Source organism: Pseudomonas sp. AC112, from assembly GCF_979253545.1.
Genome location: NZ_CEEDCM010000001.1, coordinates 1,270,312 through 1,284,669 on the forward strand (window position 1 = coordinate 1,270,312; position 14,358 = coordinate 1,284,669).

11 protein-coding genes are annotated in these 14,358 nt (G+C 58.5%); 5 read left to right on the top strand and 6 right to left on the bottom strand.

The window, feature by feature from the left end:
- Positions 1-205 precede the first annotated feature (205 nt).
- Positions 206-466 (top strand): hypothetical protein, encoded by a 261-nt coding sequence (locus AC0IYN_RS06040; protein WP_406596926.1) that lies wholly within the window; start codon positions 206-208, stop codon positions 464-466.
- A gap of 62 nt (positions 467-528) precedes the next feature.
- Here the strand turns inward: AC0IYN_RS06040 and zapE are convergent, their stop codons facing one another.
- The 3 genes from zapE to AC0IYN_RS06055 form a co-directional block, all read right to left on the bottom strand.
- Complete coding sequence (gene zapE, locus AC0IYN_RS06045; protein WP_233893868.1) at positions 529-1,623, bottom strand: cell division protein ZapE; 1,095 nt, start codon at positions 1,621-1,623, stop codon at positions 529-531.
- Between the two features lie 79 nt (positions 1,624-1,702).
- On the bottom strand, positions 1,703-3,058 hold the full coding sequence (locus tag AC0IYN_RS06050) for a tryptophan--tRNA ligase (RefSeq protein ID WP_471840797.1): 1,356 nt from the start codon (positions 3,056-3,058) through the stop codon (positions 1,703-1,705).
- Between the two features lie 24 nt (positions 3,059-3,082).
- Positions 3,083-3,712, bottom strand: a complete 630-nt coding sequence (locus AC0IYN_RS06055; RefSeq protein WP_406596992.1) for an alpha/beta hydrolase — start codon at positions 3,710-3,712, stop codon at positions 3,083-3,085.
- Positions 3,713-3,859: 147 nt separating this feature from the next.
- On the opposite strand from AC0IYN_RS06055, the gene AC0IYN_RS06060 reads away from it, so the two are divergent.
- Positions 3,860-4,297, top strand: a complete 438-nt coding sequence (locus tag AC0IYN_RS06060; protein ID WP_003171734.1) for a Z-ring associated ZapG family protein — start codon at positions 3,860-3,862, stop codon at positions 4,295-4,297.
- A 202-nt stretch (positions 4,298-4,499) separates the two neighbouring features.
- Here the strand turns inward: AC0IYN_RS06060 and AC0IYN_RS06065 are convergent, their stop codons facing one another.
- The 3 genes from AC0IYN_RS06065 to AC0IYN_RS06075 all read right to left on the bottom strand — a co-directional run bounded on the left by AC0IYN_RS06065 (position 4,500) and on the right by AC0IYN_RS06075 (position 8,150).
- A complete protein-coding gene (locus AC0IYN_RS06065; protein WP_471840800.1) occupies positions 4,500-6,224 on the bottom strand; it encodes an ABC transporter ATP-binding protein/permease in 1,725 nt (574 codons plus the stop codon).
- 110 nt (positions 6,225-6,334) lie between these two features.
- A complete protein-coding gene (locus tag AC0IYN_RS06070; RefSeq protein WP_010213178.1) occupies positions 6,335-6,895 on the bottom strand; it encodes a response regulator transcription factor in 561 nt (186 codons plus the stop codon).
- On the bottom strand, positions 6,888-8,150 hold the full coding sequence (locus tag AC0IYN_RS06075) for an ATP-binding protein (protein ID WP_058423028.1): 1,263 nt from the start codon (positions 8,148-8,150) through the stop codon (positions 6,888-6,890). The genes AC0IYN_RS06070 and AC0IYN_RS06075 overlap by 8 nt, the downstream gene beginning before the upstream one ends.
- Positions 8,151-8,355: 205 nt before the next feature.
- Between AC0IYN_RS06075 and AC0IYN_RS06080 the strand changes: the two genes are divergently transcribed.
- The 3 genes from AC0IYN_RS06080 to AC0IYN_RS06090 all read left to right on the top strand — a co-directional run bounded on the left by AC0IYN_RS06080 (position 8,356) and on the right by AC0IYN_RS06090 (position 14,332).
- Complete coding sequence (locus AC0IYN_RS06080) at positions 8,356-9,066, top strand: SIMPL domain-containing protein (RefSeq protein WP_368945981.1); 711 nt, start codon at positions 8,356-8,358, stop codon at positions 9,064-9,066.
- Positions 9,067-9,250: 184 nt separating this feature from the next.
- On the top strand, positions 9,251-12,634 hold the full coding sequence (locus AC0IYN_RS06085; RefSeq protein ID WP_471840801.1) for a dermonecrotic toxin domain-containing protein: 3,384 nt from the start codon (positions 9,251-9,253) through the stop codon (positions 12,632-12,634).
- A 96-nt stretch (positions 12,635-12,730) separates the two neighbouring features.
- The gene (locus AC0IYN_RS06090; RefSeq protein ID WP_406596921.1) at positions 12,731-14,332 is read left to right on the top strand and encodes an ABC transporter substrate-binding protein; all 1,602 of its coding nucleotides are present in this window, start codon (positions 12,731-12,733) and stop codon (positions 14,330-14,332) included.
- Positions 14,333-14,358 lie beyond the last annotated feature (26 nt).

Here is a 14,358-nt window from a genome sequence, read left to right on the forward strand (position 1 = left end):
CAGGGTCGAATTGAGAACCCTACGCCCGCCTACAAGCCCCCCACCCAATTCCTACTGACGAATAAGATGAAGTCGCTAGGTTGCGCCTTGGACGCCTGCCATTTTAAACGAGGTCGAAGCCGTTGATTTCTGCCGAGCTACGGTCCGAATGCACAAAGGGCTTTTTCCAAACCGACTTACTTGAAATCAGGACGGAGACTCAATCATGTCATCCATAGGCAGCAACGCTCAATCGTTCAACCCAGCTGTACAACCAAATAAGTTAGACGCAAGTCAATTCAACGAAAATCTGACCGATCAGTTGAATCCACAAATGGATGAGAAAAAGAACAAGGAGAAGAAATATCCGGAGCCGGAGCTTAAAGTAATATTCAAGGGTCCGGACGGCGCGCTCTACGAGTTAAAAAAGGGCGAAATGCTCCTCATAGAACCGGCACCACCCAGCACAGACCAGATCACTTATTAACCAGCGCCCAAACTATAAAAGGACCGCAATCGCTGCGGACCTTTTATAGGCGTTACGTCAAGTTACGGCTTGTGCCCACGCGACAGGAACTCATGGGACTGCATTTCCAGCAAGCGGCTCAGGGTGCGCTGAAATTCGAAGTTCAGGCGACCGCCGGTGTACAGGTCCTTCAACTCAACTTCCGCCGAGATGATCAGCTTCACGTTACGGTCGTAGAACTCGTCGACCATGTTGATGAAACGTCGCGCGATGTCGTCGGTGGTAACGCTCATCTGCTCCACGCCGCTCAGGATCACCGCGTGGAAGATCTTGCCCAGTTCGATGTAGTCGTTCTGGCTACGCGGGCCGTCGCACAGCTGGCGGAACTCGAACCAGGCCACGTCATCGCAGGTGCGCAGCGCGATGATTTCGCGGTTCTCGATCATCAGCTTGTCGTTTTCCACCGCCTGGGTGCATTCCGGCGTGAGGGCGCGGAAGCTCTTTTTCAGGCTTTCGTGAGCGGCTTCGTTCAGCGGGAAGTGGAACAGCTCCGCTTGCTCCAGGTGACGCAGGCGGTAGTCGACGCCGCTGTCGACGTTGACGATCTCGGTGTTCTGCTTGATCAGCGCGATGGCCGGCAGGAAACGCGCGCGTTGCAGGCCATCCTTGTACAGACCGTCCGGCACAATGTTCGAGGTAGCGACCAGGGTCACACCGTTCTTGAACAATTCTTCCATTAAGGTGCCGAGGATCATGGCGTCAGTGATGTCAGAGACGAAGAATTCATCGAAGCAGATCACGCGGGCTTCTTCGGAGAACCGCTTGGCGATGATGGTCAGCGGGTTTTTCTCGCCCGGCAGGGTCTTCATCTCTTCGTGCACGCGCTTCATGAAGCGGTGGAAGTGCGTCCGGACCTTTTCCTTGAACGGCAGCGCCTCGAAGAAGGTGTCGACCAGATAGGTCTTGCCCCGGCCTACGCCACCCCAGAAATACAGGCCCTTTACCGGCGTGTGGTCTTTCTTGCCAAACAGCTTGCTGAACATCCCTGGCTTGTTCTGCGAGGCCGCGACCAGGTCGTCGTACAGGCGCTGCAAATGACGCACCGCGTTTTCCTGGGCCGCGTCATGGAAGAATTCAGGGCGTTTCAGATCAGCTTGATATCGTTCTAGGGGCGTCATAATTTCGTTAGCAAGGCAACAAAAACGGGCCGTCACTGTAACGACGGCCCCGGATAATGGCAATCAACCCTTGGTCGGGTTAATCCTCGATGGGGGTCAACGCGACGCGCAGAGCAGCGATGGCCGCATCGCGGGACGCTTCGTCGGCGAAGTCAGCACTGTCCGCCACCGTCACGCCGTCCAACCACACGCTGAAGCCCAGGGCCTCGGTGCGCAGGTCCAGCGCGTCGCCGCTTTGCAGTTGCTTGGTCACTGCGCCCGCCGCCTTGCCATCGGCAAAGTTGCGCGACAACAGCAGTTGCTCGCCGTCGGCGGCCAGCAGGCGGAAGCGGAAACTGCCGTCGTCTTCACGGAAGCTCACGAAGCGCGCGGCTTTCGCGGCTTTCTTCTTGGCCGCGACTGGCGCTGCCGCTTGGTTGACGAACGAACGCAGGCCGACCGCTTCACGCAGTTCAGCCAGGAACGGAGCGGCCACGGCACGCGCCTTCTTGGCGCCGACCAGCAGCAGGTCTTCCATGTCCGATGGGCGCGACATCAATTGATGGTAGCGCTCACGGGCTTCGCCCAGTTGGCCATCGAGCAGTTGGAACAGACGGTTTTTCGCCTCGCCCCAACCCAGCCCTTGCAGCAGCTCGGCGCGGAACTCTTCTTCCTGGGCCTTGCTGGCAAACGCCTGGTACAGGGTGAACAGGTGCGAATTGTCCGGGTCCTTGGCTTCGCCCGGCGCGCGGGAGTCGGTGACGATCCGCGAGATCGCGTCCTTCATGTCCTTGGCGCTGGTGAACAGCGGGATGGTGTTGTCGTAGCTCTTCGACATCTTGCGGCCATCCAGGCCCGGCAAGGTGGCGACGCTTTCTTCGATCAACGCCTCGGGCATGGTGAAGTATTCTTTACCGTTGCCGAACAGGTGGTTGAAGCGTTGGCCGATGTCGCGGGCCATTTCCACGTGCTGGATCTGGTCGCGACCCACCGGCACCTTGTGCGCGTTGAACATCAGGATGTCCGCCGCCATCAGCACCGGGTAGCTGTACAGGCCCATGCTGATACCCGCATCCGGGTCTTCGCCGGCTTCCACGTTCTTGTCCACCGAGGCCTTGTAGGCGTGGGCGCGGTTGAGCAGGCCCTTGGCGGCAACGCAGGTCAGCAGCCAGGTCAGCTCGGGGATTTCCGGGATGTCCGACTGGCGATAGAACGTCACCCGGTTCACATCCAGGCCACCGGCCAGCCAGGTCGCGGCGATTTCCATGCGCGAGCGCTGGATGCGCTGCGGGTCATCGCACTTGATCAGGGCGTGGTAGTCGGCCAGGAAGTAGAAGGAATCAGCATTGGCGTCCTGGCTGGCGAGGATCGCCGGGCGGATCGCACCGGCGTAGTTGCCCAGGTGCGGCGTGCCGGTGGTGGTGATGCCGGTGAGGATACGGGTACGAGTCGTCATGGGTAATCGCTTATCAGACTGCTATCAATTCGAGAGGCGCGGCAGTACCAGATCCTTGAGATCGGTGAGCTTGCCGTGAAAAAAGTGTCCGCATTCTGCCACTTTCAGCAGCTCATGGGGGCGTTTCAGGGCGGCGGACCAGTCGTAGACCAGTTGCGGGTCGACCACTTCGTCGGTTTCGGGCTGGATCAGGGTCAGCGGGCAGCCTTGTGGCAACACATCGGTATCGCGCAGGCGCATCACCGCCGCGGCAACCATGAACAGATGCGACAGCTTTTCCCCCCTGGCTTCCAGGCGACCACCGAGGCTCGCCGCAACATAGCCACCGAAGGAAAAACCAAGCAAGGTGATCGGCAAATCAGGGTGTTTTGCCCGCAGCCAGGTGGCAGCCGCTTCGGCATCGTCCACTTCACCGGTGGCCATGTCGTGGGTACCGGCACTCGCGCCGACGCCACGGTAATTGAAACGCAACGTAATCAAACCGGCATCGCGGGCGGTGCGTTGCAGGGTCGATACAACTTTATTGAGCATGGTCCCACCCTGCACCGGGTTGGGGTGGCAGATCAGCGCCAGGCCACGTGGCTCGGGGTGATCCAGGTACAAGGCTTCCAATTGGCCTACCGGGCCATCGATCAAAACGGGGGTTTCACGCATGAGCAAGGAATGAACTCCGTGACCTCTCAAGGGGTCGACTCGTCTAGCTAAAAGTCTGTGCTTGGCATCATTGCGAGCTTAATCGCGGTATACAGCGCAGGTCCGAGCCGTTAACGTAAAGCAAAGCCGTTTATAGAGGAAGGACTCGTGGAACACTCGCTCTTAGTTTGGTTGTTGCCGACTCTTGCCCTGGTTGCCGGTGTCGCCATTGGTTTCCTGGTTGCTCGCTTGCTGCCGAATGCCGCGCCTAACCGCACGCAGCGTCAGTTGGATGACATTCAGGAACGTTTTGACAGTTATCAGAACGAGGTTGTTACCCACTTCAACAGCACCGCGACCCTGGTCAAGAAGCTCACCCAGAGCTACCAGGAAGTACAGGATCACCTCGCCGATGGCGCCAACCGCCTGGCCCTCGACGACATCACCCGTCAGCGCCTGCTGGCCGCGTTGCATTCCGATGCCCCGCAAACCCCACGGGAACGCTTGACCCCGCCGCGGGAAAACCAGGAGCCACCACGGGACTACGCGCCAAAGACGCCGAACGCCCCAGGCATGCTGGATGAGCATTACGGCTTGAAGAAGTAAATCATCTTCAGGCACTGAAAAGCCCGGCTGATCGATGATCAGCCGGGCTTTTTGTTGGGTCACGATCCCTCATACACCACCGCACTACTGTAGGAGCCGGCATGTGTAGGAGCCGGCTTGCCGGTGATGGCGGCGTGTCAGGCAACCGATTTGCGCCCTATCTACCGTTATCGCCGGCAAGCCGGCTCCTACAGGGACCGCGTCAGGCCATCGGCTGTTCTTGCAACATCCCACCCTCGATCCGCACATGCCGACCATGGAAGCGCTTGAGGCTGCTGCGGTGGCCGACGCTGACGATACTCAACCCCGGCAACTCGTCGATCAGCGCCTGGTACAGCGTCGCTTCATCCTCTTCATCCATGGCCGACGTGGCTTCGTCCATGTACAGCCATTGCGGCGCGAACAGCAACGCACGGGCAAAGGCCAGGCGTTGCTGCTCGCCGGGTGAGAGCATGCGCTGCCAGTGGTTCGCTTCATCCAGCCGTTCGACCAAATGAGGCAAACGACAAGTTTCCAGGACCTGTGCATAACGTTCGGCGGGGTAACCGCTGTCGGCCTGTGGATAACTTAATACCGCCTTCAACGTGCCGATCGGCAGGTAAGGTTTTTGCGGCAGGAACAGATAACGCTCGGCTGGCAGGCGGATGTTGCCATGGCCGTTGGGCCATAGGTTGCCCATCGCGCGCAACAAGGTCGATTTGCCACTGCCCGAGCGACCACTGAGCATCAAGCGCTCACCTTCGGCGACGGTCAGGTCGGCACCCTGCAGCAAATGGCGGCCGTCGGCCAGGTCCAGGCTCAGGTCCTTGACCTGCAAGTTGTCGCCCTGATGCTGCAGGCCAATGTCCATGGTGCGGCTTTCGTTGTCCTGCATGGCCTGGCCGAAACTCAGCAGACGATCACAGGTGGCGCGCCAACTGGCCAACAGCGTATAGGCATCGACAAACCAACTCAGGCTGCCTTGCACACTGCCAAACGCCTGGGCAACCTGCATCAACACACCCAGTTCGATCTTGCCGGAAAAGTAACGCGGTGCCGCGACCACAAAAGGAAAGATGATCGCGATCTGGGAATAACCACTGGTAAAGAAGTTCAGGCGCTTCTTGAGCTGCATGATGCTCCAGAAATTGCTCCACACCCGCCCGAAACGCGCGCTCAATTGCTGATGTTCGTTAGGCTCGCCATTGAACAGCGCGATGCTTTCCGCGTTCTCCCGTACCCGCACCAGGCTGAAACGCAAGTCAGCCTCAAAGCGTTGTTGGCGGTTGCTCAAGCCGATCAGTTTTCGCCCGATCAGGTGGGTTAACCAACTGCCAAGCACCGCGTAGACCAACGCGGCCCAGAACATGTAGCCGGGAATGGTGATGCCCCAGATTTCGATGCTGCCCGACACGCCCCACAGGATCACCGAGAACGACACCAGGCTCACTAGGTTGGCAATAAATCCCAACCCCAGTGTGAGGGTGCTGCTGGTAAAGGCATTGAGGTCTTCGGAGATACGCTGGTCGGGGTTGTCGGTATAGCCGCCGTATTCCAGGTGGTAGTAATTCTTATGGCCCAGCCATTGGGCGAAGTAGGTTTCTGTCAGCCAGCGGCGCCAGCGGATGGTGAGCATCTGTTGCAGGTAGGAGGTGAATACGCCCGTTACGATCGACACCACGGCAATCACGCTGAAGTACATCAGCAGATGGGTAAAGGCGTCGTAGTCCTTGTTTTCCAGCGCGTTGTAGAAATCGCGGTTCCAGCTGTTGAACCACACCGACACGGCGACACTGAACAGCGACAACCCCAGCACTACAAACAGCAGCAGCCAGGCCTTGGCCTTTTCTTCGCTGCGCCAGTAAGGCGTGATCAACCCCCACACCCGCCGTAAAAATTGCCCACGCACCGCGTCGTTGACCGCGGAATACTCAGCGTTCTGATTCATCGTTCAGGCTCTGTAAGAAAATGTGACAGGCGTTCGAACCGATCATAGTTGATCGGTTCGAGGCTCCGTGCGGCCTGAAGCAGATTGTTCAGCTGTTGTTCAGATCAGCCTCAGCGGCGTACCGGGCGCTTCTGCAACTTGCGCTGCAAGGTACGGCGGTGCATGCCCAGGGCGCGGGCAGTGGCGGAGATGTTGCCTTCGTGCTCAGTCAGCACGCGCTGGATGTGTTCCCACTGCAGACGGTCCACCGACATCGGGTTTTCCGGCACCAGGGTGTCGAGGTCGGCGTGCTCGGAGAGCAAGGCGGCCAGTACGTCATCGGCATCCGCCGGCTTACACAGGTAGTTACAGGCGCCGCGCTTGATCGCCTCGACGGCAGTGGCGATGCTGGAATAACCGGTGAGGATCACCACGCGCATTTCCGGGTCGAGTTCCAGCAGCTTGGGCAGCAGCACCAGGCCGGAGTCGCCGTCCATTTTCAGGTCGAGGGCGGCGTAGTCCGGCAAGTCGGCCTGGGCGATGGTGAAGCCCTCCTCGGCAGACCCAGCGGTGCTGACACGGAAACCGCGCCGGCTCATGGCGCGCGCCATCACGCGGGTAAAGGTGGCGTCGTCATCTACCAGCAGCAGGTGCGGCAGTTCTTCGCCTTCGACTTGGATCTCGTCACTCATCGATATCTCCTCGTGCGACACGGGGCAGGCGCAGCTCGGTGAGCGTGCCACCTTCCTCATGACTATAGAGCTTCACTGAGCCGCCCGCGCGGGTCACGCTGGCCTTGCTCAAAAACAGGCCCAGGCCGAAGCCTTTGCCCTTGGTGGTAAAGAAGGGTTTGCCGATCTGTTCGGCAATGGCCAGCGGCACGCCCGCGCCGTGGTCACGAATGCTGATGGTCACGTCTTCCGCATCCCAGTCCAGCTGTACGCCCAGACCTTCGGGGCAAGCGTCGGCGGCGTTGTTCAGCAGGTTGAGCAGCGCCTGGGTCAAATCCGGTGGCGGCGCCATGCGTGGCACGGTGCCCTGCCCCAATAGATGAAAGCGGTAACTGGCTTCGGGGCGCATCAGGTGCCAGCGGTTCAGGGCTTCGTCGAGCCACTGGGTCACGTCCTGCATCTCCACTGCCAGGCGGCGATTGGCTTCGGCGGCGCGTACCAGTTGTTGCAAGGTCTGCTTGCACTGCTTGACCTGTTCGCGCAGCACACCGAGGTCTTCCTGCAGCGCCGGGTCGTGATGGTCCTGGGTCATTTCGTTGAGCAGCACACTCATGGTCGCCAGCGGCGTGCCCAGTTCATGGGCGGCGCCGGCGGCCTGGGTGGCGACGGCCAGCAACTGCTGATCGCGCAGGCCTTCTTCACGGCGAATGGCGCGCAGTTCTTCCTGGCGGCGCAGTTCCTCGGCCATGCGCGCGGCGAAGAAGGTGATGACCGCAGCCGACAGGGCAAAGCTCAGCCACATCCCATAGATCTGCAGGTTTTCCCGCGCGATGGGGAAAGTTTGCAGCGGGTAGAAGCGCGCCAACAGCAGGGTGTACAGGGTCAGGGCAATGCCCGACAGCACCACCGAATAGCGCCACGGCAGGGTTACGGCGGCGATGGTCAATGGCACCAGGTAATACGAAACAAACGGATTGGTGGAACCGCCAGAGAAATACAGCAACACACTGTGGATAAACAGGTCGCAAGCCAACTGCAGAGCATATTCCAACTCGGTCACAGGCCACGTGGTGCGCAACCGGATGGCGGTGAACACACAGAGCACGATGGAAAAGCCGAGGGTCACTCCCAGTTGCAGCCACGGCAGCGGCAACAGGTCGAACCAATAGGCGAGCCCGACGGAGCCGGCCTGTGCGGCCAGGACCAGGGTACGGATGAACGTCAGGCGCCAGAGGTTCTGGCGAGTGGCGGAAGTCAGTTTTACGGCGGCGAGCATGAGCTCTCCCGGTGAGCGCTGCAGGCGGATCGGCAGGAGTATAAACGAAGCAGGCCGGCTGGCACGGCGCGTGTGGCTCTTTGCCGCAGGCCGGGCAAATGACCGTTCGTCGGTACCCCCGCAACTTGTAGCTAATGTGTAAACCCGAAGAACCCCACCCCACCGTCTACAGTCATACCGAACACGACTATCCCAAGGAGCTTCCATGTCTCGTTTCACTCGCAGTGCAGCCGCCATCACCCTCAGCGTGGGCACCCTGGTCAGCCTGCCAGCACTGGCCGCTGACGCACTGAACTACAACCAGATTTCCCTGCGCGCCGAGGTCAGCCAAGAGGTGGCCCGCGACAAGATGATCGTGACGCTGTACACCGAATCCCAGAACAGCGACCCGGCCAAACTCGCTGCCGAAATCACCACCACCCTGAACAAGGCACTGGGCCAGGCCCGCGAAGTCAAAGGCGTGACCCTGCGCCAGGGCAGCCGCAACAGCTACCCGATCTACGACAACAAGAACCAGAAGATCACCGGCTGGCGCGAGCGTGCCGAACTGCGCCTGGAAAGCGCGGACTTTCCGGCACTGTCCAAGCTCACCGGCGAACTGCTGAACACCCTGAAAATGGAAAACATGGACTTCGCCATTGCCGACGCCACGCGCAAGTCCAGCGAAGATGCACTGCTCAAGGACGCGGTCGCCGCGTTTAAAGCACGCGCGCAACTGGCCACCGATGCGTTGGGCGGCAAGGGCTACAAGATCGTCAACCTGAACTTCAACACCAATGGCTACCCGATGCCTTACGCCCGTGGCGGGATGATGATGAAAGCCGCGATGGCCGATTCCGCACCGACACCTGAAGTGGAGGCCGGCACCAGCCAGGTCAGCATGAGTGCTGATGGGGTGATTGAAGTCTTGCAATAACGCGCGGTAAAACGACGCAGCCCTTATAGGGTTGCGCCGGTTTTTACGGCGCGACGGTATCCGATGACGTCATAAGCCGCAGCATATTCATTGGAATCAATTCTCCAGTTTTCGATACACAAACAGGGTCGCAGTTACAGGGAGTGCTGCGTGAACCCTTGTTTACCTCACGAGTATCGAAACCATGTCTATCTCTCCCCACTACGCTGCTTCTCACTTGCCGCAACCTCCCGGCGATTTATCGACCCGGTTGAAACGGGCTACCGATACTTCCGCTACGCAGGCGCCAAAATTTGAGCCCAACGCAACAACCTCCCCCCATGAGGCAGAGCTGTTAACGGCCTACATTGATGCCGTACAACGCAAAGTGCTGCACAACGACGCAGGCGTTATAAAAGTTCCACCCCAGAGTACCTTGGGGAAGTGGCTTGAATTGTATCGGGACCACATAGAACACCCGGTCATGCAACGCTGGATGAGTGATCAAAAAATCAACCAGGCCACTCCGGTTTATGTTGATCCATTCAAGGGCACCTTGTCCGCCGAGGTAGGCGGAGAAATGAAAACATTTTCCCTCTCGGACACATCGGGCTGGGGGCAGGTTTCAGGTCCCCTGCTGGCCGCTGCCAAAGTGATAGCCCCGGAAGACAAAGGTCCTTTGCGCGTGCGATTTCGCGATGGTTTCAATCAGGTCAGCGCAAAGGTAGTAGCAAATTTCCAGGGCATACCGCTGCCTTCCAGGCGCTCTCAGGCCAGTGAGCAAATCAAGCATCTGGAACACCAGAAGGCGTTCGACCCTATCCCGACAGACGATCGCCTGCGAAAGGCCGGTAGCCGTTCAACGCACGCCCTGGAGGCGCAAAAGCAGAATGCCGCCCGGTTCTACAGCACCGCCCCGCAGGCCTTGGAGTTCAAGCGCTTGGCGGTCGACGTCGCCGACGACCTGCCCAATACACGGGCAGAGGCCAAGAAATGGGCGGAAAAGCTTATCTTCGAACTGACCGGCAAGCAGGTCGATGCTGACACGATCTACTTGAACCGCTTCAAGGGCGCCAACACCCCTCTTAGCAATGACACCGCGACCGTCACCGGCTGGGAGCACCGCAATGAAGAACCGTTCTCCTCCTTGCGTCTGCCGGACGCCCTGCTGAAAAACTTCAATGAACACGATGGGATTCCCGGCAACCTGGACCTGGAAGCTGGCCTGTACTTGGACGGCCCCGGCCAGGGCACAAAGGGTGGATACGGCGCCCATAACCAGTTTCCCCTCGCGCCTTCCACACTCATGCACACTAGCTGGAAGACCAACTTCCAGGCGCAGATGACCCAGAAAATCGACAAATTCTGGGTCACCCATGCAGAGAGTTACGAGACTGCGATCAAAGGCGAGTTCGTCTACCAGGCCCGCAAGCAGTTCAAGGCGTATGAGGCTAAGTCCCCCGCCGAGCGGGCACTGCTGGCTCCTGAGCATAAATTCACCCACGAAGACTACCGCTTGGTGATGGGCGCAGTGTCCAATCTGCCAGTGGATGAAAATGCGCCACTTAGCGTCGAGCAACTCAAGGCCAAGGCTCCTTTAAAAGGCATCGTTGAGACACATGCCTTCAACATCCATGGTTTTACATCCAACGACATGGTGCGGTTCAGCGCACCGGACGGACGGCAAGTGCTCTCAATGCCAGGCGCCGAGCCTGTCTTCCTGAGGTTTGATTCGCTGGAAAAACTGGATCAATGGGTCATCGAACAGACCAAAAACCCAAGAAAGCGCGAAGCGCTGCTGTCTCACTTTCCGCTGATTTACCGACAGGATCAGGAGGCCGGATTTGCGGCAAAGGTGGGAAAAGCACTGATGCCCATACTGTGGTTCACCCATGTGGGTGACAAGACAGAGGGCCTGAACACCTATTTTGATAAAATGGCCAAGGGAGAACTCCAAAGCCCAGGGATCAAGGACGGCGCTTCGAAAATCGAGGGAGATGTTTTCAACACGCTGGCAACTGCCACCAAAGAACGCATGAGCAGCGATGCGGATACGGTGATCAAGTCCAACAGCGAAGTGATCCGCGACACTTGGCTGAACGACATTACGGTAGCCGCAAGCCTATTGGTGAAGCTCGCCCCCATCGCTGCGCCGGTCGCCGTAGTAGCCTTCATCACCAGTGTGACCGAGATGGTCCTAGGCGAAGAAAAAGCGTCGTCCGGCGACACCGAGGCTGAACGCAAGGACGGCGCGTCCAAGGCGTTCGATGGCTTACTGAACGCATTGTTTTCGGTTGGAGCCGGCGCCCGCCCCGAAGATCCATTTGCTATCACGCCAGAGGAAGAGCTGACGCCGCTGGAGCGACCTGTCCAACCCGAACGCCCTCAAATCGATGAGCCGCAACCGGGACCTTCCCGCGGTGGACGCACTATCAATGAGCCGGCACAGCCGCCCTTGCCAAGGTCACCGTCACTCATACCGATGGCGCGATACGCCGTCCCCGATGGTGAGGCATTGATAGAGCACGCCACCCGTGATGCACAAGGCGTTTATCGAATGACAGATAACGCAGGCGCATGGCGCCAATTTATACGCTGTACCGATGAAACAGGGAAAAGCAAGATATTTGAAATATCGGGCCAGTACAGATCGGGTAACCGTTGGGCCAAAATCATTGATCCCAATAACGGCAGAGGAATAGGGGTTGTAACTCCCGGGCGCGATGGCGAGTGGACCCGCGCCCCTGGAGACGGTGGCGGCTGGTGGACACGTGCATCTTCACCATCGCCCAGTACCAAGCCAACTGCACCACCGCAAATCTCGGACGAATTTCTTGAACTAAGTGGTTCGAAAATGAAGGGTGCCGAGACGTTGGATAAATACTTCAACCTGGATGAAAGCCAGCCTTACAGTTATGGCGTAAACCTGAACGATGAAGGCGAAATCATTCCGCAGATTTCCTGGGAAGCCGAGGAGAACCCTGCCACGGCCACACTGCCACCAAAGGCCGACACGGCGGGCTTTGGTGCAAACGACTACAGCGGACAATTCATAAGCGATCTCAATCGAAGCAGGCTTACGATACAAAAGCCTGATGGCAGCACGTTGGAGATCGACGTCGGCGCAGACTTAAGGGCTCTCCAACGCACCAAAAAGGGCGCTTTAGCCTCGGAAGAAGAAATCAAGGCGATCAAACAGAAAAATATCGAAGCCTTAGAAAGGTTCATGCCTGACCCGGCACTAAGGGCACGGGTGTCTGAAGTAGCCAACCAATGGATATTTGGCCCAATCCCGGAGGAATTCAGGACATCACGATTTAAAGACGAAATTTATATCAGAGGGGGGAATCAACACTACGTCGTCGACTATGATCCGGCCAAGGAAATAACAACCGTCACGGGTAAAACCGACTTCGACCTATTCCGAATCAACGAAAATACTCGAGACATTGAGCCCATTACTGACCTGCATACAAAATCGTCGAGGAGCGTCACTTTCCGCCCTAGCAATGAAATAGACAGTGACGGGTATGTCATGGATAAGTCAGCGCCTATACGTGTAGAAATAACACCTAAGCCGGGCGGATAAAAACGCCCCCTCTATGAGCTCTCCCTGAACGGCGGTAACCTCGGTTACCGCCGTTTTTCGTTCGGGCAGCATTTACCTGCCACCTCAGGGGTCTCCATGGAAAGAATCGCCTTAAAACCGCTCCTCCTCGCCGCAGGCCTGCTGGCCTTCATGCCGATGGCCCAGGCCGCCAGCACCCTGGTCTACTGCTCCGAAGCCAGCCCCGCCGGTTTCGACCCCAGCCAGTACACCAGCGGCACCGATTTTGATGCCTCCGCCGAAACCGTGTTCAACCGCCTCACGCAGTTCAAACGCGGCGGCACCGAAGTGGAACCGGGCTTGGCGACGAGCTGGGACATCTCCAAAGACGGCCTGACCTACACCTTCCACCTGCGCGATGGCGTCAAGTTTCACACCACCGATTTCTTCACCCCTACCCGCGACTTCAACGCGGATGACGTGCTGTTTACCTTCAATCGCCTGCTGGATGCGCAAAGCCCATTCCGCAAGGCCTATCCCTCCGAGTCGCCGTACTTCACCGACATGGGCTTGAACACCACGATCAAGAGCGTCGACAAACTCGACGAACACACCGTGCGCTTCAACCTGAATAACGTCGATGCGTCGTTTGTGCAGAACCTGGCCATGAGCTTCGCCTCGGTGCAGTCCGCCGAGTACGCCGCGCAACTGCTCAAGCAAGGCAAGGCCGAAGAGATCAACCAGAAACCGGTCGGCACCGGGCCTTTTGTGTTCAAGCGCTACCAGAAGGACTCGCAGATCCGCTACGTGGCCAACAAACAGTACTGGAAGCCCGAGGATGTGAAACTCGACAACCTGGTGTTCGCCATCACCCCGGACGCCGCGTCGCGCCTGCAAAAGCTCAAGGCCGGCGAATGCCAGGTCAGCGGTTACCCGCGCCCTGCGGATATAGAAGTGATGAAGCAGGACCCGAACTTGCGCGTACTGCAGCAAGCCGGTTTCAACCTGGGGTTTCTGGCCTACAACGTGACCCACCCGCCGCTGGATCAACTCAAGGTGCGCCAGGCCTTGGACATGGCCATCGACAAGCCGGCAATTATCAAGGCCGTGTACCAGAGCGCCGGGCAATTGGCGCAGAACGCGCTGCCACCTGCGCAGTGGTCTTATGACCCCAACATCAAGGACGCACCTCACGATCCGGTGAAGGCCAAGGCGCTACTAAAAGAAGCAGGGGTTGCACCAGGTACCACCATCAACCTGTGGGCAATGACCGTGCAACGCGCCTCCAACCCCAACGCGCGCATGTCCGCACAAATGATCCAGCAGGATTGGGAAAAGATTGGCATCAAGGCCAATATCGTCAGCTATGAATGGGGCGAATACATCAAGCGGGCCAAAAACGGCGAGCACGACGCGATGATTTATGGCTGGACCGGTGACAATGGCGACCCGGATAACTGGCTGGGCGTGCTCTACAGTTGTGCTGCGGTCAAGGGCAGCAACTACGCCAAATGGTGTAACCCAGCCTACGACAAGCTGGTACAGCAAGCCAAGGTCAGCAATGACCGCGAGCAGCGCATCAAGTGGTATCAACAGGCACAAAAAATCCTTAAGGAACAAGTACCTATAACGCCTATTGCGAACTCGACGGTTTTCCAACCGCTGCGCAAGGAAGTGCAGGACTTCAAGATCAGCCCCTTTGGCCTGACGCCGTTCTATGGCGTGAGTCTAGATAAGTAACAGCGGCGCCCCAACCGAGTGCGCTA

What these genes read in the sequence shown, in the direction of transcription:
- AC0IYN_RS06040 (WP_406596926.1), top strand. Translation starts at nt 206, where the DNA reads ATGTCATCCATAGGCAGCAACGCTCAATCGTTCAACCCAGCTGTACAA.
- zapE (WP_233893868.1), bottom strand. Translation starts at nt 1,623, where the DNA reads ATGACGCCCCTAGAACGATATCAAGCTGATCTGAAACGCCCTGAATTC.
- AC0IYN_RS06050 (WP_471840797.1), bottom strand. Translation starts at nt 3,058, where the DNA reads ATGACGACTCGTACCCGTATCCTCACCGGCATCACCACCACCGGCACG.
- AC0IYN_RS06055 (WP_406596992.1), bottom strand. Translation starts at nt 3,712, where the DNA reads ATGCGTGAAACCCCCGTTTTGATCGATGGCCCGGTAGGCCAATTGGAA.
- AC0IYN_RS06065 (WP_471840800.1), bottom strand. Translation starts at nt 6,224, where the DNA reads ATGAATCAGAACGCTGAGTATTCCGCGGTCAACGACGCGGTGCGTGGG.
- AC0IYN_RS06070 (WP_010213178.1), bottom strand. Translation starts at nt 6,895, where the DNA reads ATGAGTGACGAGATCCAAGTCGAAGGCGAAGAACTGCCGCACCTGCTG.
- AC0IYN_RS06075 (WP_058423028.1), bottom strand. Translation starts at nt 8,150, where the DNA reads ATGCTCGCCGCCGTAAAACTGACTTCCGCCACTCGCCAGAACCTCTGG.
- AC0IYN_RS06080 (WP_368945981.1), top strand. Translation starts at nt 8,356, where the DNA reads ATGTCTCGTTTCACTCGCAGTGCAGCCGCCATCACCCTCAGCGTGGGC.
- AC0IYN_RS06085 (WP_471840801.1), top strand. Translation starts at nt 9,251, where the DNA reads ATGTCTATCTCTCCCCACTACGCTGCTTCTCACTTGCCGCAACCTCCC.
- AC0IYN_RS06090 (WP_406596921.1), top strand. Translation starts at nt 12,731, where the DNA reads ATGGAAAGAATCGCCTTAAAACCGCTCCTCCTCGCCGCAGGCCTGCTG.